Annotated in this window: 26 protein-coding genes; 16 read left to right on the plus strand and 10 right to left on the minus strand. The window is 55.7% G+C overall.

The window, feature by feature from the left end:
• Window positions 1–9: 9 nt before the first annotated feature.
• The 3 genes from trxA (at window position 10) to D9K61_RS09510 (ending at window position 1113) form a co-directional block, all read left to right on the plus strand.
• Window positions 10–330: a thioredoxin gene (trxA, locus tag D9K61_RS09500; protein WP_120633018.1), complete on the plus strand. Its 321-nt coding sequence runs from the start codon at window positions 10–12 to the stop codon at window positions 328–330.
• Between the two features lie 73 nt (window positions 331–403).
• Window positions 404–754, plus strand: a complete 351-nt coding sequence (locus D9K61_RS09505; RefSeq protein ID WP_120633019.1) for a Lin0512 family protein — start codon at window positions 404–406, stop codon at window positions 752–754.
• Window positions 751–1113, plus strand: coding sequence for a Lin0512 family protein (locus D9K61_RS09510; protein ID WP_120633020.1), 363 nt, complete (start codon window positions 751–753; stop codon window positions 1111–1113). The genes D9K61_RS09505 and D9K61_RS09510 overlap by 4 nt, the downstream gene beginning before the upstream one ends.
• Before the next feature lie 60 nt (window positions 1114–1173).
• On the opposite strand, the gene D9K61_RS09515 is transcribed toward D9K61_RS09510, so the two are convergent.
• On the minus strand, window positions 1174–1368 hold the full coding sequence (locus tag D9K61_RS09515) for a DUF1127 domain-containing protein (RefSeq protein WP_120633021.1): 195 nt from the start codon (window positions 1366–1368) through the stop codon (window positions 1174–1176).
• A gap of 197 nt (window positions 1369–1565) precedes the next feature.
• Here D9K61_RS09515 and hslV point away from each other — a divergent pair, with 197 nt between their 5' ends.
• A complete protein-coding gene (hslV, locus tag D9K61_RS09520; protein ID WP_120633022.1) occupies window positions 1566–2123 on the plus strand; it encodes an ATP-dependent protease subunit HslV in 558 nt (185 codons plus the stop codon).
• Here hslV and D9K61_RS09525 read toward each other — a convergent pair.
• On the minus strand, window positions 2115–3356 hold the full coding sequence (locus D9K61_RS09525; RefSeq protein WP_120633023.1) for an MFS transporter: 1242 nt from the start codon (window positions 3354–3356) through the stop codon (window positions 2115–2117). The two genes, hslV and D9K61_RS09525, sit on opposite strands and share 9 nt — an antisense overlap.
• A 203-nt stretch (window positions 3357–3559) precedes the next feature.
• Here D9K61_RS09525 and hslU point away from each other — a divergent pair, with 203 nt between their 5' ends.
• The 3 genes from hslU to D9K61_RS09540 all read left to right on the plus strand — a co-directional run bounded on the left by hslU (window position 3560) and on the right by D9K61_RS09540 (window position 7288).
• A complete protein-coding gene (gene hslU, locus D9K61_RS09530) occupies window positions 3560–4867 on the plus strand; it encodes an ATP-dependent protease ATPase subunit HslU (protein ID WP_120633110.1) in 1308 nt (435 codons plus the stop codon).
• Between the two features lie 157 nt (window positions 4868–5024).
• Window positions 5025–6071, plus strand: a complete 1047-nt coding sequence (locus D9K61_RS09535; protein WP_371688469.1) for an alpha/beta hydrolase — start codon at window positions 5025–5027, stop codon at window positions 6069–6071.
• Window positions 6068–7288 (plus strand): MFS transporter, encoded by a 1221-nt coding sequence (locus D9K61_RS09540; RefSeq protein WP_120633025.1) that lies wholly within the window; start codon window positions 6068–6070, stop codon window positions 7286–7288. The genes D9K61_RS09535 and D9K61_RS09540 overlap by 4 nt, the downstream gene beginning before the upstream one ends.
• Here D9K61_RS09540 and D9K61_RS09545 read toward each other — a convergent pair.
• From D9K61_RS09545 to D9K61_RS09555, 3 genes are read right to left on the minus strand one after another with little or no spacing between them, the layout of a single operon-like run.
• Window positions 7285–7872: a Smr/MutS family protein gene (locus D9K61_RS09545; protein WP_120633026.1), complete on the minus strand. Its 588-nt coding sequence runs from the start codon at window positions 7870–7872 to the stop codon at window positions 7285–7287. The genes D9K61_RS09540 and D9K61_RS09545 overlap by 4 nt on opposite strands.
• The gene (locus D9K61_RS09550; protein ID WP_120633027.1) at window positions 7872–8912 is read right to left on the minus strand and encodes a murein transglycosylase A; all 1041 of its coding nucleotides are present in this window, start codon (window positions 8910–8912) and stop codon (window positions 7872–7874) included. The genes D9K61_RS09545 and D9K61_RS09550 overlap by 1 nt, the downstream gene beginning before the upstream one ends.
• Window positions 8909–9571: a Tim44/TimA family putative adaptor protein gene (locus tag D9K61_RS09555; protein ID WP_120633028.1), complete on the minus strand. Its 663-nt coding sequence runs from the start codon at window positions 9569–9571 to the stop codon at window positions 8909–8911. The genes D9K61_RS09550 and D9K61_RS09555 overlap by 4 nt, the downstream gene beginning before the upstream one ends.
• A 108-nt stretch (window positions 9572–9679) precedes the next feature.
• Here D9K61_RS09555 and D9K61_RS09560 point away from each other — a divergent pair, with 108 nt between their 5' ends.
• On the plus strand, window positions 9680–10180 hold the full coding sequence (locus D9K61_RS09560; RefSeq protein WP_120633029.1) for an FxsA family protein: 501 nt from the start codon (window positions 9680–9682) through the stop codon (window positions 10178–10180).
• Window positions 10181–10234: 54 nt separating this feature from the next.
• A complete protein-coding gene (gene secB, locus D9K61_RS09565; protein WP_120633030.1) occupies window positions 10235–10735 on the plus strand; it encodes a protein-export chaperone SecB in 501 nt (166 codons plus the stop codon).
• Between the two features lie 24 nt (window positions 10736–10759).
• Here the strand turns inward: secB and dnaQ are convergent, their stop codons facing one another.
• From dnaQ to D9K61_RS09585, 4 genes are read right to left on the minus strand one after another with little or no spacing between them, the layout of a single operon-like run.
• Window positions 10760–11482: a DNA polymerase III subunit epsilon gene (gene dnaQ / locus D9K61_RS09570; protein WP_120633031.1), complete on the minus strand. Its 723-nt coding sequence runs from the start codon at window positions 11480–11482 to the stop codon at window positions 10760–10762.
• Window positions 11475–12068, minus strand: a complete 594-nt coding sequence (gene coaE / locus D9K61_RS09575) for a dephospho-CoA kinase (protein ID WP_120633032.1) — start codon at window positions 12066–12068, stop codon at window positions 11475–11477. The genes dnaQ and coaE overlap by 8 nt, the downstream gene beginning before the upstream one ends.
• Window positions 12065–12898 carry a shikimate dehydrogenase gene (locus D9K61_RS09580; RefSeq protein ID WP_120633033.1) on the minus strand — a complete coding sequence of 278 codons (834 nt, stop codon included), beginning with the start codon at window positions 12896–12898 and terminating at the stop codon, window positions 12065–12067. The genes coaE and D9K61_RS09580 overlap by 4 nt, the downstream gene beginning before the upstream one ends.
• Window positions 12895–13494, minus strand: a complete 600-nt coding sequence (locus D9K61_RS09585) for a nucleoside triphosphate pyrophosphatase (RefSeq protein WP_120633034.1) — start codon at window positions 13492–13494, stop codon at window positions 12895–12897. Before D9K61_RS09585 ends, D9K61_RS09580 begins: the two co-directional genes overlap by 4 nt.
• 403 nt (window positions 13495–13897) lie before the next feature.
• Here D9K61_RS09585 and D9K61_RS09590 point away from each other — a divergent pair, with 403 nt between their 5' ends.
• The 7 genes from D9K61_RS09590 to D9K61_RS09620 all read left to right on the plus strand — a co-directional run bounded on the left by D9K61_RS09590 (window position 13898) and on the right by D9K61_RS09620 (window position 21271).
• Entirely contained in the window at window positions 13898–14347 is a 450-nt protein-coding gene (locus tag D9K61_RS09590) for a CopD family protein (RefSeq protein ID WP_120633035.1), read from the plus strand.
• Between the two features lie 124 nt (window positions 14348–14471).
• Complete coding sequence (gene rho / locus D9K61_RS09595; RefSeq protein WP_120633036.1) at window positions 14472–15743, plus strand: transcription termination factor Rho; 1272 nt, start codon at window positions 14472–14474, stop codon at window positions 15741–15743.
• 30 nt (window positions 15744–15773) lie between these two features.
• Entirely contained in the window at window positions 15774–17060 is a 1287-nt protein-coding gene (gene mnmE / locus D9K61_RS09600; RefSeq protein ID WP_120633037.1) for a tRNA uridine-5-carboxymethylaminomethyl(34) synthesis GTPase MnmE, read from the plus strand.
• Window positions 17061–17072: 12 nt separating this feature from the next.
• Complete coding sequence (gene mnmG / locus D9K61_RS09605; RefSeq protein ID WP_120633038.1) at window positions 17073–18941, plus strand: tRNA uridine-5-carboxymethylaminomethyl(34) synthesis enzyme MnmG; 1869 nt, start codon at window positions 17073–17075, stop codon at window positions 18939–18941.
• The gene (gene rsmG, locus D9K61_RS09610; RefSeq protein WP_120633039.1) at window positions 18938–19558 is read left to right on the plus strand and encodes a 16S rRNA (guanine(527)-N(7))-methyltransferase RsmG; all 621 of its coding nucleotides are present in this window, start codon (window positions 18938–18940) and stop codon (window positions 19556–19558) included. Before mnmG ends, rsmG begins: the two co-directional genes overlap by 4 nt.
• The gene (locus D9K61_RS09615) at window positions 19551–20354 is read left to right on the plus strand and encodes a ParA family protein (RefSeq protein WP_120633040.1); all 804 of its coding nucleotides are present in this window, start codon (window positions 19551–19553) and stop codon (window positions 20352–20354) included. Before rsmG ends, D9K61_RS09615 begins: the two co-directional genes overlap by 8 nt.
• A 20-nt stretch (window positions 20355–20374) precedes the next feature.
• Window positions 20375–21271, plus strand: a complete 897-nt coding sequence (locus D9K61_RS09620) for a ParB/RepB/Spo0J family partition protein (protein WP_120633041.1) — start codon at window positions 20375–20377, stop codon at window positions 21269–21271.
• Here D9K61_RS09620 and D9K61_RS09625 read toward each other — a convergent pair.
• Entirely contained in the window at window positions 21261–21614 is a 354-nt protein-coding gene (locus D9K61_RS09625; protein WP_120633042.1) for a YbaN family protein, read from the minus strand. The two genes, D9K61_RS09620 and D9K61_RS09625, sit on opposite strands and share 11 nt — an antisense overlap.
• Window position 21615: the final 1 nt, after the last annotated feature.

Raw genomic sequence — 21615 nt, forward strand, 5'->3', positions numbered from 1 at the left:
AGACAGAGTATGTCGACCGTAGCCGTCACCGACGAAACATTTGACGCCGAAGTCAAGAACTCGGATGTCCCAGTTGTTGTGGATTTCTGGGCCGAGTGGTGCGGACCCTGTAAGCAAATCGGTCCCGCCCTGGAAGAACTGGCCTCTGAATACGGCGGCAAGGTGAAAATCGCCAAGGTCGACGTGGACAGCAACCCAAATGCCGCCGCAGCTATGGGCGTTCGCGGCATCCCGGCCTTGTTCATCTTCAAGGATGGTGAAGTGGTATCCAACCGTGCGGGCGCTGCCCCCAAGGCCGCGCTGCAAAGCTGGATCGACGAATCCATCTGATCTGGCGGTAACAGTATCATCAAAAGGCGCCTCAGATCGGGGCGCCTTTTTTGTTGAGCGAAAGGAACGGTTGATGGCAAAAACGCGAGTTCTAGTGGAATTCGGAATGGGTACGTCATTGCGACGCATGGATTACACCGAGGCGGCGCTGCGTGCTGTCAAGGACGCGCTGTGGCACAACTCGGTCAACATGGCAGAATTGTTCGGGTTTCCGAAGGAAGCGATGATCATTGATGCCGAAATCGGCGTGCAGCAACCGGATCAGGTTGATGTGGAGGCGCTAAAAGCTGTTTTTCCGTACGGCCAGCCCAACATTTCAGTCACCAAAGGAGGCCTGGACATCGAAAAGCCGCTTGGCAACGGGCACACCGTCATTGCCAACGCCGCCCTGATCGTCTCGTTCAATATGAAGCCAGCGCAATGAGTGAACAACGTATCATTCTGGAAATGGGCACCGGCAACGACTTGTATGGTCAGGATTACACCAAGGCGGCACGGCGCGCAGTGCAAGATGCACTGCACCATTCCTCGATCGCGCTGTTTTCCAAACTGGGCATCGACCATTCGGAAATGCGCGTATGCGTGACAATTGGCGTTCAGCAGCCCGAAGCCATCGACTGCGACCGGGTCGCCGCCGATCTGCCTCGGGGTCGCGCCGAAGTGCGGGCAGTCAAAGGCGGGTTGGACGTCACCGATGACGAAGCTGGCACGCGTCATGTTATCGCGACGGCCGCGATCGAGGCATTTCTGCCGGATCAAACCGGGAAATATGTGCAAAGCTGACAAAGAAAAAGCCGCTCGGATATCCGGGCGGCCGTTTCAATTCTCAAATCCGGGTTGGGATCAGAAGTTCGCGATATCCGCGCGCACCAGTCCGATATCTTCCAGCTGAGCGTCTGTCAGATTCACCAGAATCTTGCGTGTCTTGCGGGCTTCGTTCCATTCGACAGCTCCGTCGAAGGCTTTGATGAAGGTGTCCACTACGTGCAGGATAGAAGCTGCTCCGAGCGGCGCGTGAATGTTTGCTGTAGTTGCCATTTGCGCAGTCCTTGTATTTGAAACAGCCGACCCCTTGTCGGTTGTAAGCCTCATGTAGTCCCAAGGTCGCAGACTCACAATTGCTGGTCCGGTAACCCCGGATTGCGTCCTGTGCATATCTTTTGTCCGGTTTATGAACGGGTTGCGCCAAAGACCCGCCCAGCCCATATAGGGTGCCGACGATAGTGGAGGCTTACATGGCAGACAGCGACTTTCCCGGATGGCACGGCACAACGATCATTGGCGTCAAAAAGGGCGGTCAGATCGTCATCGCCGGTGACGGGCAGGTCAGCCTTGGCCAGACCGTGATCAAAGGCACCGCACGCAAGGTGCGTCGCCTGTCACCCGGTGGCTTTGAAATTGTCGCCGGATTTGCCGGATCCACAGCGGACGCGTTCACGTTGTTGGAGCGGCTGGAAACCAAGCTTGAAGCGACACCCGGCCAATTGGCCCGCGCATCGGTCGAACTGGCCAAGGATTGGCGCACGGATAAGTACCTGCAAAAACTCGAGGCGATGCTGATCGTCACCGACGGCAAGGACCTGTTTGTGATCACCGGGGCAGGGGATGTTCTTGAGCCCGAACATAACGTGGCCGCCATCGGATCGGGCGGAAACTTTGCCCTGGCTGCAGCCCGCGCCATGATGGACAGCGACAAATCGGCCGAAGACGTGGCCCGCCAATCCATGGCGATCGCGGCCGATATCTGCGTCTATACCAATGGCAATCTGACGGTCGAAGCGATCTCAGGCTAACAGAGTCGAGATTTCCTTACCTTTCCAGCGCCGGTGCATGCCGATCAGCCCAAGAATCGCCGCAACAATCACGATGTAATAGGGCACGCGGATATCGATGCTCATCAGGCCTCCGCCGATCAAGGACATCACCCCACCGGCAAGGCAGAATACCGCCGTCGTGACCCCCATAACCCAGCCCTGATCCGTCTCACTGACGGCCGAGGAAAACAGGCCCAGTAGGGTTGGGTAAGAAACTCCGAAAAAGAAGTAGAAGAAGAACACGGGGACATAGCTGAGCACGCCGTTGGGGCTAAAGGCAAAAGCAAACCCGCAAACCACCATCACAACCAGCGAGGTGTAGATAATTGCATGCTTGCTGAACCTCTCTTGCGCGGGTTTAACAAGGAAGGTGCTGGAGAACGCCAGCGCACAGCCGATAACCACCATGGCCATGCTTCCGCCGATCACCCCATAGCCAAAGGCACTGGTCAGGAAATTGTCTACAAACACATAAAACGTGACGTTCGCGATCATGAAAAGCGCGTAGACCGGCAGGATTCTCAAAACCATCGGATGTTCGCGCACCGCAATCAGGCTGTCCGTGATGTCACGCGGTCGGAACACAAACGCGGCCCGTTCGGTCCGTGTGTCCTTGAAGAAGAACGTCACAAGGGCGATGGCGATAAGAACCAAAACAAACGCGCCATAGAACGGGGTTTTCAATGTTGCCACGCTGCCCAGCAAGGCCGTATCTGACAGCACTGCGCCGATGATTGGCCCTCCGACCAGACCAAAGCTGACACCGGTGATAATATAGCCCATATTGCGGTCGCGGTCCGCCGCATCGGTGCTGCCGTCGATCATGGCCGCCTGCGCGATGGGCTGGTTTCCTGCGGTGAACCCGGTGATGGACCGGCCCACGATCAACAACAGAAGGCTGTTGAGGTACAAGGCTGCAATGGTCAGCGCGTAGCCCGCCAATGCGCCCGCAAGACAGACCAACAGTGCATTCTTGCGCCCGATCGAGTCCGACACTTTTGAGACGTAAACAACGCCGAGAAACCAAGACAGAAAGAAGCAACCGATCACCAGGCCATAGTACAGGTGCCGGCTGCCCGACGATGTGCTTTCCGGCAAAAACCCTGATTTTGTCTCCATGATCAGTGAGTTGATGATCGGGAAAACCAGACCCTGACCAATCAGGTCCACAAACACGACAAACAGCAATGTGATTTTGGCAATCTTCGTCATTCCGCAATCCTGACCACTCAACCCATTGAAATCACTTTAGCAGACGCGGGTCGTTTGACCTATGGGGCTGTTGACGGAAAGCAATTGCAAACCGAAGACGCCGTTGCTAACCAACGCTGCCAGAGAAGTTGGCTTGGTTGTTTTCATGGTCGCCGTGATTACCTATGCCAAATGTCACCAATGCCGACCGAAAGGACTGCCCCTTGACCGACCTGACCCCGCGCGAGATTGTCTCGGAACTGGACCGTTTTATCATCGGTCAGAAAGACGCGAAACGCGCGGTGGCGGTGGCGTTGCGCAATCGCTGGCGGCGCAAGCAGCTGGCCGATGACATTCGCGATGAGGTCTATCCAAAGAACATCCTGATGATCGGGCCCACCGGTGTTGGTAAAACCGAAATCAGCCGCCGTCTGGCCAAACTGGCGCGCGCACCTTTCATCAAGGTCGAGGCGACGAAATTCACCGAGGTCGGCTATGTCGGCCGCGACGTGGAACAGATTATCCGCGATCTGGCCGACGCTGCCATTCTGCAGACCCGCGAATACATGCGCGAAGACGTGAAGGCAAAAGCCTATGAAGCTGCCGAAGATCGTGTGATCGAGGCCATTGCAGGAACCGACGCCCGCGACGGCACACGGGAAATGTTCCGCAAGAAACTTAAAGCAGGCGAGCTGGACGATACGGTCATCGAGCTTGAAATTGCCGACAGCTCGAACCCGATGCCGATGCTCGACATTCCCGGCCAACCCGGCAGCCAGATGGGAATGATGAACCTGGGCGATATCTTTGGCAAAGCCTTTGGGGGACGCACTGTGAAGCGCCGGATGAGCGTCGCGGAAAGCTATGATCTTCTGATCGGGGAAGAGGCGGACAAGCTGCTGGACGACGAGGCCGTCAATCGAACCGCGTTAGAGTCCGTTGAGCAGAACGGCATCGTGTTCCTGGACGAGATTGACAAGGTTTGCGCGCGCACCGACGCCCGTGGTGGCGATGTCAGCCGCGAAGGTGTGCAGCGGGATCTTTTACCTCTGATCGAGGGCACAACCGTGTCCACCAAACACGGTGCGGTGAAAACTGACCACATCCTGTTTATTGCGTCGGGTGCGTTTCACATCGCCAAGCCGTCTGACCTATTGCCAGAACTTCAGGGCCGTTTGCCCATCCGGGTCGAGCTTCGGGCGCTGACTGAAGAGGATTTCGTGCGTATCCTGACGGAAACCGACAATGCCCTGACCCGTCAATATACTGCCCTGATGGGTACAGAACAGGTCACCGTTGGTTTCACCAAAGACGGTATCGCCGCGCTGGCGCGCATTGCGGCCGACGTAAACCAAAGCGTCGAAAACATTGGCGCGCGCCGGTTGTACACGGTGATGGAGCGTGTTTTCGAAGACCTCTCCTTTGTTGCGCCTGACAAAGCGGGGGCAGAAATCACCGTCGATGCGCAGTTTGTCAGTGACAATCTGGGTGAGTTGACCAAATCCGCAGACCTGAGTCGTTACGTTCTGTAACCAAACCAGCCAGAATTCGCTGCTTTATTGCGGGCGTTCTCCTGTTGTCACTGGACGCGGTGCGGGAAATCAATAGCGTAACGCAACGACGCTTCGAGGTCTGGTTGTGCTGCGCTATTTGTTTATTCTACTGACTACTGCTTCTTTGAGTGCCTGTGTGGATCGCTCGATTTCCGAAACCGTTCCAAGTGCACTACGAGTTGGAACACCGGAAACTGTCTTTGCGGTGACGTCGCGCGCACGCGAAGCTGACGGGTCATACGGGTATCGCCGGGCACAGCAGCTGCGGTATCTGGAAATGACGGTATCAATTCCACCCTCCCACACCCCGGGGACCCTGAAATTCTCTTATGCAGACCCAAACCCTGACAAACAGTTCGTCTTGGCCGATGTTGACGAGTTTTCCGGTCCGCAGGATCTTGGGCAGCGATTGACAGGCGTGAAAGACGTCACAATTTTTGTCCATGGCTACAACGCAACCCAGACGGAAACTGCATTTCGGGCCGCACAATTGGCGCATGACATCGGAATTCCCGGGTCGATCCTGATCTATTCCTGGCCCAGCCAGGCGCGCGGAATTGGCTATGCCTATGATCTGGACAGCATGCTGTTTGCCCGGGACGGGCTGGAACGAACCATTGCCGAGTTAAAAGCAATGGGCGTGACGCATGTGAACATCCTGGCCCATTCAATGGGCGGCGCCCTGACAATGGAAATGATGCGTCAGGCAGAACTGCGCCAGCCCGGCTGGTCCAAACGCAACATCGAAGGCGTCATTCTGATTTCACCGGACCTGGATGTGGATCTGTTCCGCACGCAGATGGACAGCATCAAAAACCCGCCGGATCCGTTTGTTGTGATGGTGTCGAAAAAGGACAAGGTCTTGAATATCTCGGCCCGGCTGCGCGGCACTGCCGACAGTAAAAGGCTGGGAAATATAGACTCGATTGAGCAGCTGGAAGACTACCCAATCAGCGTGATCGATACGACTGCGTTCAACAGTGATGCCGGATCGTCGCATTTCGTGGCGGCCACCTCGCCAGCGCTTTTGTCCATTCTCAGCTCTGTTCGGCGCGTCAACAGCACCTTCGGACGTGATCGGCCGGGGGTAAAAGCGTTGGTCCCAGCAACCGAAATCAATACGGATGGAGCAACTGAGATTGTTCTGTCCGAGACGGGACAGGCGCAGGTCACCACTCCGTGACGCAGTTTCGCCTGCGCCAGTACCTTTTTGAAAATGCAACTTGGCTTGGCGCAGGGGTTTTGCTGACTTTCCTGTCCTGTTTTGGCCAGACGTTCTTTATCTCGATCTTCGCTGGTGAAATCAGATCAGAGTTTGGGCTAAGCCATGGCGCATGGGGTGGGTTATACACGCTAGGCACGACCGTCTCCGCCGTTGTCATGATTTGGGCTGGCGGGTTGACGGATATCTTCCGTGTGCGGGTCCTGGGCCCGGTTGTTCTGGCAGGTCTGGCATTGGCTGCCGTCGCCATGGCGCTGAATTCCTGGGTGGTTCTGCTGCCTGTGGTCATCTTTCTGCTGCGTCTTTTTGGCCAAGGGATGAGCACACATTTGGCAGTGGTTGCAATGGCGCGCTGGTTCACGGCCACGCGCGGCAAAGCTCTCTCGATTGCGTCAATCGGGTTTGCGATTGGTGAGGCGATGCTGCCGCTGGCCTTTGTGGCTGCGATGGTGTTCCTGGACTGGCGCTGGCTTTGGGTCTTCGCTGCGGGCCTCACCCTTATCGGTATCCCGGTATTGATGCGGCTATTGCGACAAGAACGAACACCGCAAAGTCTGGCAGACGAATATTCCTCCACCGGCATGCAAGGCCGTCATTGGACCCGGCGCGAAGCCTTGTTTCATCCACTGTTCTGGTTCATTGCGCCTTCGGTACTGGCGCCGTCCGCTTTCACCACCGCGTTCTTCTTTCATCAGGTTTATCTGGCCGAAGTCAAAGGCTGGCAACATATCCAGCTGGTCGCTTTGTTCCCTGTCTATACCGCCGTATCGCTGCTTTCGATGTTCGCTGCGGGATGGGCTTTGGACAAATGGGGCACAGCACGCATGATGCCGTTTTATCAGCTGCCCTTCGCCGTGGGCTTTGTCATTCTGGCAATGTCGACCACGATCAGCGGCGCTATGGTTGGGTTGATTTTTTTGGGCCTGACCGTTGGGGCAAACAGCACTTTGCCCAGCGCCTTTTGGGCCGAGTTCTACGGCACGCGGCATATTGGATCGATAAAAGCGCTGGCCACCGCCGTCATGGTGCTTGGGTCTGCCATCGGGCCGGGCCTGACCGGCATTCTGATTGACTATGGCGTGCCGCTCGACACCCAGTTCCTTTGGATCGGCGCGTTCTTTGTGCTGGTATGTTTATTGGTCTGGATTGGCGTGTCACGCGCCGTGCGCACTCTTTAACGGGTGCGCCGCAGATAGACGTAGTAAGCGCCATCGCCACCATGGCTGATATGGGCAGGCGACACCTGCATCACGGCCTGCGCCAATGGGTGCAGAGACAACCATTTCGGCACCTGATTGCGCAACACGCCTCGGGGCGTTGGAATCGGACCGGGCTCATCCCGGTCTTTCCCTTTCCCGGTCACCACCAGCACCAGGCGCTTGCCCTGTGCCTGAGCATTCAAGATGAACCGGATCAGCGCCGGATGGGCCGTATCAACCCGCATTCCGTGCAGATCAAGCTTGCCTTCGGGCTTCAGCTTGCCGCGTTTCATCCGGTTGAAGGCTTTTACGTCCATCTGAACCGGAGCGCTCCTGAGCGCTTCTGTTACCGAAGGCTTAAGGGTGTTCCCGGATGGCTTCACACGGTGGGTCTGCCCCAGTTCGAATGCGTCAATCCGGGGCTTCGGATTTTTCTTCGGCTTTGGCTTGGGCAGAGGCGTTGGATGAACAGCCTGCGGGATCTCAGGGTGCAGCCGTTCCGCCTTTTGCGCGACCTTCCGCCAAAGCTCGACCTCGTCCGCCGTCAGTTTGCGCCGGGTCATCAGAATTCATCCGGCAACAAGGCGTAAGCGCGTTGGATCGGCAGCAAAACCACCATTCGGCCCGGGTCTTTCAATTGTCCGGCGGCCTGACCTGCCTCATCTCCGGTTCCGAAAAAGATATCGGCCCGCTGCGCGCCTTTGATGGCCGATCCTGTATCCTGCGCGATCATCAATCGACGGATCGGGTCTTTTCCATCCTTTTCCACCCAGACCGGTGCGCCAAGTGGCGTATAGACCGGGTCAGCCGCAATGCTGCGCATCGTGGTGACGGATCGGTTCATCGCGCCCAACGGTCCGAATTCGGGCGCAACACGCGTGACTTCGCGAAAAAACACATAGGACGGGTTGTGAAACAACAGCTCTGCGCCGGCCTCGGGATTCTTGCGAACCCATGCGCGGATCATCTGGGCGCTGACCTCATGCGCGCCTAAAATCCCACGCCGAACCAGCTCCACTCCGATCGAGCGATAGGGGTGTCCATTTGCGCCGCCATATCCGACGCGTAAAGCGCCACCATCTGGCAAGCGCACACGGCCCGAGCCCTGAATTTGCAGAAAGAACAGTTCAACCGGGTCGTCGACCCACGCAATCTCCAACCCGCGGCCCTGCATCGCCGCGCCGGTCAGGATTTCACGGCGGCTTAACCATTGCCCGTCTTCGCGGGCCTCGGGCGGCATCTTGTAGATCGGGTATTTGAACCGATCCGACCGCGATCTGGATCCATCAAGCTCTGGTTCGAAATAACCGGTAAACAGCGCATCATTCCCGTCCTCGACCAGAACCGGGCGAAAGAACAACTCAAAAAACGACCGGGCTGCATCTGGCTCATAAGATTGGGCCGCGCCACAAAGCGCCCGCCAGTCCGGGCCAGATAGATCACCACATGTGTTCAGAAACACCGAAAGGGCCGCCCCGTGATCGTCGGCGGCCCAGCCATCAAGATCGTCGAATGACAGGATAGAGCGCGTCGCCTCTGCTCCGGCGGCGCTGGCAGAGGTCATGACACCCACCAATAGTAGCGACCGGAGCGTTGCAATCATGCGTCCGTGGCGACAAGCAGCCAGTTTGGATCGTCCTTGCCCATCACCCGGGCAAAAGTCCAACTGTCCTTTTGGCGTTTGATCGTATTGGGGTTGCCTTCGATGATATCGCCACCGCGGTCACGCACGACCGATGTCAGCTCGCCGACAAAGCGCATGGTGATTTCCGCCTGATTGGTGTCCTTGTCGAATTTTGCATCCGACAGGGTAGTTTCGCGCACACCAACAAATTCAGCCTCAATCGTCAGGCCCTGATCTTCGCGGGCGGAAACAACCGATACAAAGGTGTCAAACACCTCTTCCGACAGGAACGGCTGAATCTCATCCAGATTTCCCTTCTCGAATCCCATCACGATCATCTCGTACGCTCCGCGCGCGCCCTGCACGAATTCAGTGACGGAAAAGCTGGGCTCGACCCGCTTCATCGCAGCCAAAGTCTGGGCCTGATCGCTGTCTTCGGGCACATGATCCGTGATGTCATGATCCGGGCCACCTTCAATGACTTCGAAATCTCCGCGAGATTTACTTGCATTGGGCTGCTGTTGCAGCGGTGGTTTCTCGAAACCTTCGCGCGTGCCCAAAACGCTTCTCAGGCGGAGGATCAGGAAAACAGCAATGCCAAGTAGCACCAATAGCTGGATCATGGGATGGTTGCTCATTTCATTCTCTTTTCAGCGCCGAGACTTTGTGTACACGGCCTCATGCCACTATGTAGGTGACAGTTGGTGGCAAGTCCACAGCCCCAGCTATGAGAAAGGATAGCGCAAATGTACCTGTTCTTGGCATTTTTATTGGTGCCTATCATTGAAATCGCTCTGTTCATTCAGGTTGGTGGGTTGATCGGTCTTTGGCCCACGCTTGCGATTGTAGTGCTGACTGCGGTTTTGGGCACCGTTCTGGTTCGGACACAAGGTCGCATGGCGCTGGGGCAATTGCAGCGCTCATTTGCCGAACTTGATGATCCGACCGAACCGCTGGCCCACGGTGCCATGATCCTGCTGTCGGGGGCATTGCTGCTCACTCCGGGGTTTTTCACCGATGCCGTGGGGTTTGCCCTGTTGATCCCCGGTTTTCGGATGGCAGTCTTTCGCTATCTGAAATCCAAAGTCAAAGTCACCCATTTTCAGATGGGTTCGGGTCCTGGCTTTCAAAACAAAAAGGCCCCGTTTGATCAGGGCGACGTGATTGACGGAGAGTTCACCGAGGTGCGCCCGCGAAAAAAACCCTCAAAACCCTCCAAATTGGTAGAAGGCCCGCACGAGCATTGAGGTGTCGCGCCCAACTTGCTAAGCAGTGGCGATTTTTACATTTGGAGTAGATCCATGGCCGAAGAAAACGCTGCAGAAAACACTGCGGCACCATCCGCCCCGCAGGTTCAGATGCGTGTTTTGGGGCAATTCATCCGGGATATGTCGTTTGAGAACGTGATGGCTCAAAAAGGCGTATCCGGCGATGTTCAGCCCGAAATCGCCGTTCAGGTGAACCTGGATGCCAAAAAGCGTCAGGCTGATCATCAATACGAAGTGTCGATCAAGCTGAACCTGAAATCCAAGGCCAAAGGTCTGGAAGACGTCCTGTTCCTGTGCGAGTTGGACTATTGCGGTCTGTTCCACATCGAAGGTGTGCCAGAGGATCAACTGCACCCGTTCCTGATGATCGAATGCCCGCGGATGTTGTTCCCATTCCTGCGTCGCATCGTCAGCGACATTACCCGTGACGGTGGCTATCCGCCGGTCAATCTGGACAACATCGACTTCGTCAGCCTGTATCGCAATGAGCTGGCGCGCCGTCAGTCGGAACAGGCGCAAAGCGCTGACGCCTAAAGCATTGACCCGCGCCTGACCGGATCAGGCGCGGGTCCACAGGGCAGTATCGCCCAATTTCTCGACAAAAGCATCATGTGCCGCTTGCTCATCCGCGGTGATCCGGGATGGCAGGGCCGTCGAACGCGGCGCTGGCCGCCAGTCATCACCGCCGCCTGCAGCTGTCGAACCCGATGCAGACAGGCCAAAATCGGGTTGCCGCCCACCGATCAGCTCCAGATAGACCTCGGCCAGAATTTCAGAGTCGAGCAAAGCGCCGTGCAATACCCGGTTCGAGTTATCTATGTTGAACCGCCGACACAGCGCATCCAGCGAGGCGGGCGAGCCCGGAAAGCGTTTGCGCGCAATGGCCAGCGTGTCCAGCGCCTGATCCATCGGCAGCGGCGGCAGGCCCATCCAACCAAGTTCAGCGTTCAGGAACTTCATATCGAACGATGCGTTGTGGATCACCAGCTTCGCGTCGCCGACAAAATCTCGGAATCCCTGACCAACTTTGGCAAAGACCGGCTTATCTTTCAGGGTCACCTGGCCTTTTTCGATCGGGCGCGGCGGCTCCAACAGATCCGGGCCAATACCGTGAACGCCAAACGCCTCTTCGGGCATGAATCGTTCCGGGTTTATGTAGACATGATAGGTTTCGCCGGTCGCCACATGGTTCCACAGCTCAACCGCGCCGATTTCTACAATCCGGTCACCACTTTCGGGGTCGAAGCCTGTGGTTTCGGTGTCGAGTACAATCTCACGCATCTGCCAATCCCGCCCGTATTTGCCTGATCACATCCTGCACCTGCGCGCGGGCATGGTCCAGCGTGTCGGTGACAATCACATAGTCTGACCGCGCGGATTTTTCGACGTTTGGCATCTGTTTGGCGCGGATTTGTTCAAACTGGGCCTCGGTCATCGTGCCACGCTCCATCACCCGGCGTTTTTGTTCCTCGACCGGGATCGACACGCAGGCCACCGCGTCCATCGCCGCATCACCGCCGGTTTCAAACAGCAGCGGGATGTCGAACACCAGAATATCTGCGGCCGTGCGATCGCGAAATGCGGCCCGATCTGCTGCAACCAGCGGATGCACAATCGTTTCAATGGTTTTCAGGGCTGTTGGATCATCTGAAATGATCTGCTTTAGCGCATCCCGGTTCACTGCACCGTCCACGATAGCAGGCGGAAACACTGTTCTCATGGGTTCAACCGCTGCGCCGCCTCTTGAATACAGCCGGTGAACTGCAGCATCCGCATCCCAAAGCGCACATCCTTCGTCGACAAACATCTGTGCTGTGGTGCTTTTGCCCATGCCAATGGACCCGGTCAAACCTAAGGCGAAGCTCATGCCAGTGCGGCAGCGCGGGCGTCTGCGTCCACGTCAGGGCGAACTCCAAACCAGCGCTCGAACCCGGGTACGGCCTGATGCAACAGCATGCCCAATCCGTCGACGGTCGTGCATCCAGCGTCGTCTGCTGTTTGCAGAAGGCGGGTTTTTAGCGGGGCGTAGACCAAATCGGTGACCACAGCACCGGGTTGCAACCCGTCCAACGGTACCCGCAAGTCCGGCTGGCCCTGCATGCCCAAAGACGTTGTGTTGACCACCAGTTCGGCGTTTTCGATCACATTGCCGGCCTGAACCCAGTCGACCACACTAATGCGCTGGCCAAATTCCTCTTTCAGATGATCGGCTCGGCTTCGGGTCCGGTTGGTCAGCAGGATTTCCGGGACCCCGGCATCAGCGAGGGCTTGTAACACCGCGCGCGCCGCGCCTCCGGCACCAAACACAACGGCCGGGCCGTCTGCGGCGTTCCAGTCCGGCGCGCCGCTGTACAGGTTTTCCATGAACCCGTAGCCATCCGTGTTGTCGGCATGGATCGACCCGTCTTCCCGAAACACCAGCGTATTCGCAGCGCCGATCACCGTGGCACGGTCCGATGCATAATCGGCCAAACGCAACGCGGCTTCCTTGTGCGGTACCGTTACATTTGCGCCGACAAAACCCGCCTTTGGCAATGTTCGCAAAACGGCCTCAAGGTCTGCCGGTGCCACGTCCATGGGAACATAGTGCCCGGGCAAACCATAGGTTTTCAGCCAATGACCATGCAGCTTTGGCGAACGGGAGTGCCCAATAGGATGCCCAATCACGCCAGCCAGCGGAACCCGAGAGTCCGTCATTGATCAATCACCCCTTTGACAGCCAGAAAATTTAGCAGCTCAAGTAAAGGCATACCCAAGACGTTAAAATAGTCCCCGTCAATGGTGGCGAACAGGCGTACGCCTTCTTCTTCCAACTTGTAGCCTCCGACAGCATGGCGGATGCTGTCCCAGTTTCGCGCTACATAATCGTTCAGATATGCGTCGGAACTGGCGCGCATGCGAAGACGCACCTGGCCAACGTGCCGCCAGATCGGTTCACCATCTTGATAGATCACCGCAGCAGACAGCAGCATATGTCGCTTCCCTCGCATCATCTTAAGCTGCGCCAACGCGTCTTCAGGCGTTTCAGGCTTGGACAGCAATCGACCTTCAAAATCCAGAACCTGATCGCACCCCAAAACCATCGCGCCAGGGTTCTTATCACTGATCTTGCGCGCCTTCATTTCTGCCAGCGCGTCCGCGATATCACGGGGCGGCGCATCCTCGGCCAACAGCGCGCGTTTCGCGGTATCCTCATCCACGCGAGCGACCTGAACCGTATGTGGCACACCTGCGTTTTCAAGCAGCTGAGTTCGGACAGAAGACCCTGACGCCAGGATGATGGGGACAGACATGTGGAAAACCCCGTGTGCAAATCATTGAGAGTTCTGGGGTGCTTTTTATGGTTTTCCGGTTGACACGCAACCCTGGGATTTTCGCGTCACACTTCCCCGAGTCGTGCGGAAATCATCCAGCCGGGACAAGAATAACTTTGCGCAAAGGGACAATTCTAGTTTCCGAGATTACCCAAAGAGTTATCCCCAGTCGAGCGTTGCCAAATACGATGCAAACAATTGTTATTAATAAATAAATTATCATACCAACAGAATCATTTGTGACACAAAAGATTCTGTCCACGTGGGGAAAACTTGGGTGTAAAAAAGTAATCCACGGATTCTGGCTTCCCTACAAAACCATCATCCTTTTTCTTTTCCTATTTTTTTATTAGGTAGGTCGGGAACAAAGCCGAGAGCCAAAATGACAGATCTTCTTTTCACGCTGTACCCATGGGTGAAATCACTTCACATCATGGCCGTCATTTCGTGGATGGCTGGTCTGTTCTATCTTCCCAGACTGTTCGTCTATCATGTCGAAAAAGCGCAGTCCGTCGACGGGGCGCAAGAAATTTTCTTCGAGATGGAGCACAAGCTGCTGCGCGTGATTATGGGACCCGCAAGTATCGTGGCCTGGGTTTGCGGATTGATCATGGTCTTTACACCCGGCATCGTCAGTTGGGATTTCAGCTGGCCCTGGGTCAAGGGTGCAGCAGTGATCGGCATGACGTGGTTTCATCATTGGCTGATGGCACGACGTAAAGACCTCTTAGAGGGACGTAACACGCTCACAGGGCGTCAGTACCGCATGATGAATGAGGTTCCGACCGTTTTGATGGTCGTGATCGTTCTGGCCGTGATATTGAAATTCTGAGGCCTGTTTGACTCCGATCGCCTTGGCGCTTATGTAAGTCGCAACACGCCCGTCCGGGCGACGTATCTTCCAAGTTAAAACTCCAGTCTGTGCCGCACACTACGCGGCCAAGGTTCGCATAATTATGACAACTGAATCCCTGAATCTGGCCGACCTGAAGGCCCAAAGCCCTAAAGACCTTCTGGCCATGGCCGAAGAGCTGGAAATCGAAAACGCCTCGACCATGCGAAAAGGCGAGATGATGTTCCAGATTCTACGCGAACGCGCGGATGAAGGCTGGGTCGTGGGTGGCGACGGTGTGCTTGAGGTTCTTCAGGATGGGTTCGGCTTTCTCCGCTCGCCTGAGGCGAACTATCTGCCCGGTCCGGACGATATCTATGTCTCGCCGGATATGATCCGTCTGCATTCCCTGCGCACCGGTGATACGGTTGAGGGTGATATTAAAGCCCCTGATGAGAGTGAGCGCTATTTCGCGCTGACCAAAGTTACCAAGATCAACTTTGAAGAGCCTGAGAAAGCTAAACATAAGGTTGCCTTTGACAACCTGACACCGCTGTACCCCGATGAGCGTCTGAAGATGGAGATCGAAGATCCCACCATCAAGGACAAGTCGGCCCGTGTGATCGATCTGGTCTCGCCGATTGGTAAAGGTCAGCGGTCACTGATCGTGGCGCCGCCACGGACCGGTAAGACGGTAATCCTACAGAACATTGCGCATTCGATCGAACAGAACCACCCAGAGTGCTATCTGATTGTTCTGCTGATCGACGAACGCCCCGAAGAGGTGACCGACATGCAGCGCTCGGTGAAGGGTGAGGTTGTGTCCTCGACCTTCGACGAACCAGCGACGCGCCACGTTGCAGTCTCGGAAATGGTCATCGAAAAGGCCAAGCGTTTGGTCGAGCATAAACGAGATGTTGTTATTCTTCTTGACTCGATCACAAGACTTGGTAGGGCCTTTAACACTGTGGTGCCATCTTCGGGTAAAGTTTTGACTGGTGGCGTAGACGCCAACGCCCTACAACGGCCTAAACGTTTCTTTGGTGCGGCACGGAATATCGAAGAGGGTGGATCACTGACCATCATCGCCACTGCGCTGATCGATACCGGCAGCCGGATGGATGAGGTCATCTTTGAAGAATTCAAAGGCACTGGTAACTCGGAAATCGTTCTGGATCGTAAGATCGCAGACAAGCGCGTGTTCCCGGCGATCGACATCCTCAAGTCCGGTACGCGGAAAGAGGATCTGTTGGTCGACAAGGGCGATCTGGCCAAGACCTTCGTCCTGCGCCGTATCCTCAACCCCATGGGCACCACCGATGCGATTGAGTTCCTGTTGTCGAAGTTGAAACAGACCAAGACAAACGGCGAATTCTTCGACTCGATGAATACCTGACACAGGTCTTAACCGACGCGAGGCCTTCGAATGGATACGATATTCGCCTTGGCCAGCGCGCAAGGCAAAGCGGGCGTGGCAGTAATCCGTCTGTCCGGTCCGCACGCGCATCGCGCTGCGGCCGCACTTACAGGTGGGGATTTGCCGCCGCGCGGTATCAAACTGCGTACTCTGCGCGATCCGGACGGGTCGCGATTGGATGATGGGCTGATCCTGACTTTCCAAACGCCCGCAAGCTTTACCGGCGAAGACGTGGCCGAACTGCAGATCCACGGCAGCACAGCATCAGTAAACGCCGTGCTGCGGTCCTTGTCTGAGGCCGATGGGTTGCGCGTGGCGGACCCCGGAGAGTTCACCCGTCGGGCCTTGGAAAACGGAAAGATGGACCTGACGCAGGTCGAAGGCCTTGCGGATCTGATTGACGCTGAAACCGAAGCGCAGCGCAAACAAGCTCAGGCCATTCTGGCAGGTAAGCTGGGAGGGCTGGCAGAACGATGGCGGCGTGATTTGATTCGGGCAGCTTCCTTGTTGGAAGCCGTCATTGATTTTGCTGACGAAGATATTCCAACAGATGTGACACCCGAAGTGCGTGACCTTGTATCAGGTGTGATGACCGATCTAAAGCGCGAGGCGGACGGTGTTAAGATCGCTGAACGGATTCGGACGGGGTTTGAGGTTGCCATTGTTGGCCTGCCCAACGCTGGCAAGTCCACACTGCTAAATGCATTGGCCGGGCGCGACGCAGCGATTACGTCTGAATACGCCGGAACGACCCGGGATGTCATTGAAGTTCGGATGGACCTGGCGGGCTTGCCGGTGACCTTGTTGGATACGGCAGGATTGCGAGATACAGAAGACTACGTTGAAAGCCTGGGGATCGAACTGGCCAGAAAGCGGGCCGAAGCTGCAGACCTTCGGGTGTTTCTGGCGGAATCGCCGGAAGAGCTGGGCGTTCCAATGCAAGACGGGGACATTCAGGTTTTACCCAAAGCCGACTTGCGAGAAGGTTCCGACGGCGGGATCTCTGGCAAGACGGGACAGGGTATCGACGCGCTGATATCCCAGATTTCGTATGTACTCGGTGGACGATCTACTAGCCATGGTATTGCTACGCGCGAGCGTCATCGCATTGCGATCACTAAATCTATGGATTCGCTTGGATCTGCAATGACGGTTCTGGAATCAGGCCCAGACTTGTATGATATCGCAGCAGAAGAGTTAAGAACTGCCATCCGGGCTCTTGAATCCTTGGTTGGGAGAATAGATGTCGAAACCCTGCTGGATGAGATCTTCTCCAGCTTTTGTCTCGGTAAGTGAGGAGTGTTTCACGTGAAACATTCGAAATTCGATGTAGTTGTGATTGGCGCGGGTCATGCGGGCACCGAAGCTGCGCATGCAGCTGCTAGAATGGGGGCGTCCACAGCTTTGGTGACGCTGTCTGCGGCGGATATTGGCGTAATGTCTTGTAACCCGGCCATTGGAGGGCTGGGCAAAGGGCATTTGGTGCGAGAGATTGACGCGCTGGACGGCGTTATGGGCCGCGTCGCAGATCAAGCAGGTATCCAGTTTCGCTTGCTAAATCGCCGAAAGGGGCCGGCGGTTCAGGGGCCTCGCACCCAAGCGGATCGGGCGTTGTACAAGGCTGCGATGCAAAATGAAACGCAGGGCCAAGAACATCTTTCGGTAGTTATCGGCGAAGTCGTCGATTTCTTGATGGATGGAAAACGCGTTGCCGGAGTAAAGCTAAGTGACAACTCAGAAATCCCTGCGCGCGCGGTCATTCTGACATCCGGTACCTTTCTGCGTGGTGTTATCCATATCGGCGATGTCTCTCGCCCCGGTGGCCGTATGGGGGATCGCCCCTCAGTTAAGCTGGCAGAGCGGTTGGACAGCTATAAGCTTCCCATGGGTCGGCTCAAAACTGGTACACCACCGCGCCTGGACGGCCGAACAATCGACTGGTCTGACCTGGCTCGTCAGGATGGGGATGATGAACCGACGCTGTTTTCATTCCTCTCCACGTCGGTTGTTGCGCCGCAAATCGCTTGCGGAATAACGCACACAAACGAACGTACTCACGAAATCATCGAAAAGAACCTGAACAAGTCCGCGATGTATGGCGGCCATATTGATGGAGTGGGGCCACGGTATTGTCCTTCGATTGAAGACAAGATTGTTCGGTTTGCTGATAAGGATTCTCATCAGGTTTTTCTCGAACCTGAAGGCGTCAACGATCATACGATTTACCCAAACGGAATTTCGACCTCACTGCCGCAGGATGTTCAGCTTGACTACGTGCGGTCCATCAAAGGACTTGAAAAGGCTGATATCCTTCAACCGGGATATGCCATTGAGTATGACTATGTGGACCCACGTGTGCTGACGGCATCCTTGTCGCTGCCAGAGGTTCCAGGTCTATATCTTGCGGGTCAAATCAACGGAACCACAGGATATGAGGAGGCTGCAGCCCAGGGCATGGTTGCTGGCCTGAATGCAGCGCTGGAGGTTCAAGCTCGTGAGCCTGCTCACTTCACCCGCGCGGACAGTTATATTGGCGTTATGATTGATGATCTAACAACACGCGGTGTTGCCGAACCGTATCGCATGTTTACGTCTCGGGCCGAGTTCCGTCTGTCTTTGCGGGCGGACAACGCCGATCAACGCCTGACGCCACTCGGCCTGAACTTGGGCTGCGTCAGCGAGACTCGGCATTCTCATTTTGAAAAGAAAATGGGTCGGCTCGGTGCGGTGAAATCAAAGCTGACCGAACGAACCTATACGCCGAAAGAGGTGCGGGCTGCGGGTATCAATGTCAATCAAGATGGAAATCGTCGGGATGGTATGGCGATCTTGGCCTTCCCAGATGTTTCTTTTGATGGCTTGTTGCCTTTGATTCCTGAACTTCAAGACGTCGAACCCAGTATCCGCCTGCAGGTCGAACGTGACGCACTTTACGCAAACTATATTGCGCGACAACAAAGGGATGTCGACGCGATGAAGCGCGACGAAGCTTACGTGATCCCTCGGGCGTTTGACTATTTCGCGCTGGATGGCTTGTCATCAGAGATGAAGCAGAAGCTCTCTCAGGCCAAACCGGAGAATATTGCTCAGGCCAGTCGGGTAGAAGGGGTAACGCCGGCGGCGCTGACACTGGTTCTGGCGAAACTCCGCAGGGATCAAAGAGCTCGCCAAGCATGACGCCTGAACACTCATTATTTGAGGGCTTGGATGTTTCACGTGAAACATTGTCCCGCCTGATAACCTATGTCGAACTGGTAAAGCGCTGGAATCCCAAGATCAATTTGGTGTCCAGAAACAGCCTGTCGAACATTTGGGAGCGGCACATCCTTGATTCCGTTCAGGTTTACAGATGCGCCGATGAATTTCACAGCTGGGTGGATCTTGGCAGCGGCGGTGGTTTCCCCGGTATGGTCTGCGCCATCATGGCGGCTGACGAGGCGCCGCAATCCCATTTTTCGCTTGTAGAAAGCGATCAAAGAAAATCGGCGTTCCTTCGTAGCGTTGTGCGGGAATGTGGCCTGGACTGCAAAGTCATTTCCAAGCGAATCGAAGCTGTTGATAGTCTGGATGCAGATATAGTTTCAGCCCGGGCTTTGGCAAACCTGCGTATGCTATTGTCCTTTTGTGACAGGCATTTAGGCGAAAACGGGACAGCTTTGTTGCCCAAAGGCGAAAACTGGAAAAAAGAGCTAAGCGAGGCGCGTGAGGAATGGAAATTTGATGCAGAGCCGATTACAAGTTTAACAGAACCCCAGGCCGTCATCCTTAAGATCAAAGGAGTATCACGTGGTTGATCTGTCTCGTCCTTCAGGGCCTCGTATTATTGCGGTCGCCAATCAGAAGGGCGGGGTTGGAAAAACAACGACAGCGATCAATCTCGCAGCCGGTTTGGCAGAAGCTGGTTGCAGGGTTCTGGTGGTTGATCTCGATCCGCAAGGAAACGCATCAACGGGATTGGGTGTCGAAGACCGGGATTGGACCACTTATGATCTGATCCTGGATGACGCACCGCTTGAAGCGGTTGTACAGGAAACGGAAATCGGCGGTTTATTTGTTGTCCCGGCAACTGTGGATCTCAGCTCGGCTGATATTGAGCTGATTTCGAATGAAAAGCGCAGTTACTTGCTACATGATGCTCTGCGTCAAACTGCTATCGATTCATTTGAGCTGGATTTTGTCCTGATTGATTGCCCGCCATCGCTGAATCTGTTGACTGTCAACGCAATGGTTGCGGCCCATTCGGTGCTGGTTCCCTTGCAAAGTGAATTCTTTGCTTTGGAGGGACTTTCGCAACTTATGCTCACGATTCGAGAGGTGCGGCAAACTGCGAATCCGGACCTTAGAATCGAAGGTGTTGTGTTGACCATGTATGACAACCGCAACAACTTGTCCCGTCAGGTCGAAAAGGATGCACGTGACAATCTGGGAGAGATGGTCTTTAAGACCAAGATACCCAGAAACGTGCGGGTCAGCGAAGCGCCGTCTTATGCGCTCCCAGTTTTGCAATATGACTCGGGCTCGTTGGGGGCGATGGCTTATCGGCATCTGGCGCGTGAGGTCATGCACAAGAACAATAAGGCCGCCGCCTGAGCGGCAGTGAGGAGGGCGACGTGAGCGCCAAAAAGACAAAACCAAGGGGTTTGGGGCGTGGATTGTCCGCCCTTATGGCCGATGTCACACAGGATTCCGAGGGACGCTTACCAACGACGTCACGGCGTCCTGATCTGAACGTTCCGATTGAAAAGCTGCGTGCCAATCCAAACCAGCCGCGCCGAACATTTATGCCCGAGCAGTTGGATGAACTGGCTGCATCGGTGAAGGAAAAAGGCGTTATTCAGCCTTTGATCGTCCGCTCGGTGGGTGATGGCGCGTATGAGATTGTTGCGGGCGAACGCCGCTGGCGCGCTGCGCAAATGGCGCAGCTGCATGAAATTCCTGTAATTGTTCGTGAATTTGACGATACCGAAGTCCTGGAAGTCGCGATTATCGAAAACATCCAGCGGGCAGATCTGAACGCGGTGGAAGAAGCGGCGGGCTACAAACAGCTTATGGATCGCTTTGGCCACACGCAGGAAAAGCTTGCCGAAGCGTTGGGCAAAAGTCGCAGCCATATTGCCAACCTTCTGCGCCTGCTTTCGCTGCCAATGGATGTGCAGACGTTGGTGATCGAGGGGAAGCTCTCCGCCGGACATGCAAGGGCTCTGATTACGGCAGAGAATCCTTCTGAACTGGCGAAGATCATTGTTCGCGATGGTTTGTCGGTGCGCGCAACCGAGAGCCTGGTCAAAAAGCAGCAGCAAGGCGATGTCGAACGTCCTGCTCCGCGGTCCAGAAACCTGGATGCAGGCAAAGATGCGGATACACGCGCATTGGAAAAGGACTTGTCAGCCATCCTGGCGATGAAAGTGACGATCAATCACAAGCCTGGTACGGAAACGGGGCAGGTGGTGTTGACCTATGAAAACCTGGACCAGCTGGACGATCTTTGTGCCAAGCTCAGCCGTTAGGGCGGGTCCAGATAACGAGCATGACACAAGACAAGACGACGGCCTGAATGATCAGTACATGATTTGGGGCCGACATTACGACGGATAAACCAAACACGGCGGCAACGGACACAGTTGCCGCCTTTTTAGCACCTGGTCGAATGGCGCCAGAGCTCTGCCAATCCTGGATCATTGGGCCAAATGCCCGGTGGCTGAGTAACCAATTGTGCAACCTGGACGAAGAGCGGGCGAAAAAGAACGCGGCCAGTAAAAGAAAAGGGACCGTTGGCAACAGCGGTAGCACGATTCCGATCACGGCCAGTGCGACACACAGCAATCCCAGACCGGCCCAAAGATAATGCATG

It is taken from the genome of Ruegeria sp. EL01, assembly GCF_900313035.1.
In the GTDB taxonomy this organism is placed as follows: domain Bacteria; phylum Pseudomonadota; class Alphaproteobacteria; order Rhodobacterales; family Rhodobacteraceae; genus Ruegeria.

Coding starts and splice junctions, on each gene's coding strand:
- trxA (WP_120633018.1), top strand. CDS start 10: ATGTCGACCGTAGCCGTCACCGACGAAACATTTGACGCCGAAGTCAAG.
- D9K61_RS09505 (WP_120633019.1), top strand. CDS start 404: ATGGCAAAAACGCGAGTTCTAGTGGAATTCGGAATGGGTACGTCATTG.
- D9K61_RS09510 (WP_120633020.1), top strand. CDS start 751: ATGAGTGAACAACGTATCATTCTGGAAATGGGCACCGGCAACGACTTG.
- D9K61_RS09515 (WP_120633021.1), bottom strand. CDS start 1,368: ATGGCAACTACAGCAAACATTCACGCGCCGCTCGGAGCAGCTTCTATC.
- hslV (WP_120633022.1), top strand. CDS start 1,566: ATGGCAGACAGCGACTTTCCCGGATGGCACGGCACAACGATCATTGGC.
- D9K61_RS09525 (WP_120633023.1), bottom strand. CDS start 3,356: ATGACGAAGATTGCCAAAATCACATTGCTGTTTGTCGTGTTTGTGGAC.
- D9K61_RS09545 (WP_120633026.1), bottom strand. CDS start 7,872: ATGACCCGGCGCAAACTGACGGCGGACGAGGTCGAGCTTTGGCGGAAG.
- D9K61_RS09550 (WP_120633027.1), bottom strand. CDS start 8,912: ATGATTGCAACGCTCCGGTCGCTACTATTGGTGGGTGTCATGACCTCT.
- D9K61_RS09555 (WP_120633028.1), bottom strand. CDS start 9,571: ATGAGCAACCATCCCATGATCCAGCTATTGGTGCTACTTGGCATTGCT.
- D9K61_RS09560 (WP_120633029.1), top strand. CDS start 9,680: ATGTACCTGTTCTTGGCATTTTTATTGGTGCCTATCATTGAAATCGCT.
- secB (WP_120633030.1), top strand. CDS start 10,235: ATGGCCGAAGAAAACGCTGCAGAAAACACTGCGGCACCATCCGCCCCG.
- dnaQ (WP_120633031.1), bottom strand. CDS start 11,482: ATGCGTGAGATTGTACTCGACACCGAAACCACAGGCTTCGACCCCGAA.
- coaE (WP_120633032.1), bottom strand. CDS start 12,068: ATGAGCTTCGCCTTAGGTTTGACCGGGTCCATTGGCATGGGCAAAAGC.
- D9K61_RS09580 (WP_120633033.1), bottom strand. CDS start 12,898: ATGACGGACTCTCGGGTTCCGCTGGCTGGCGTGATTGGGCATCCTATT.
- D9K61_RS09585 (WP_120633034.1), bottom strand. CDS start 13,494: ATGTCTGTCCCCATCATCCTGGCGTCAGGGTCTTCTGTCCGAACTCAG.
- D9K61_RS09590 (WP_120633035.1), top strand. CDS start 13,898: ATGACAGATCTTCTTTTCACGCTGTACCCATGGGTGAAATCACTTCAC.
- rho (WP_120633036.1), top strand. CDS start 14,472: ATGACAACTGAATCCCTGAATCTGGCCGACCTGAAGGCCCAAAGCCCT.
- mnmE (WP_120633037.1), top strand. CDS start 15,774: ATGGATACGATATTCGCCTTGGCCAGCGCGCAAGGCAAAGCGGGCGTG.
- rsmG (WP_120633039.1), top strand. CDS start 18,938: ATGACGCCTGAACACTCATTATTTGAGGGCTTGGATGTTTCACGTGAA.
- D9K61_RS09625 (WP_120633042.1), bottom strand. CDS start 21,614: ATGCATTATCTTTGGGCCGGTCTGGGATTGCTGTGTGTCGCACTGGCC.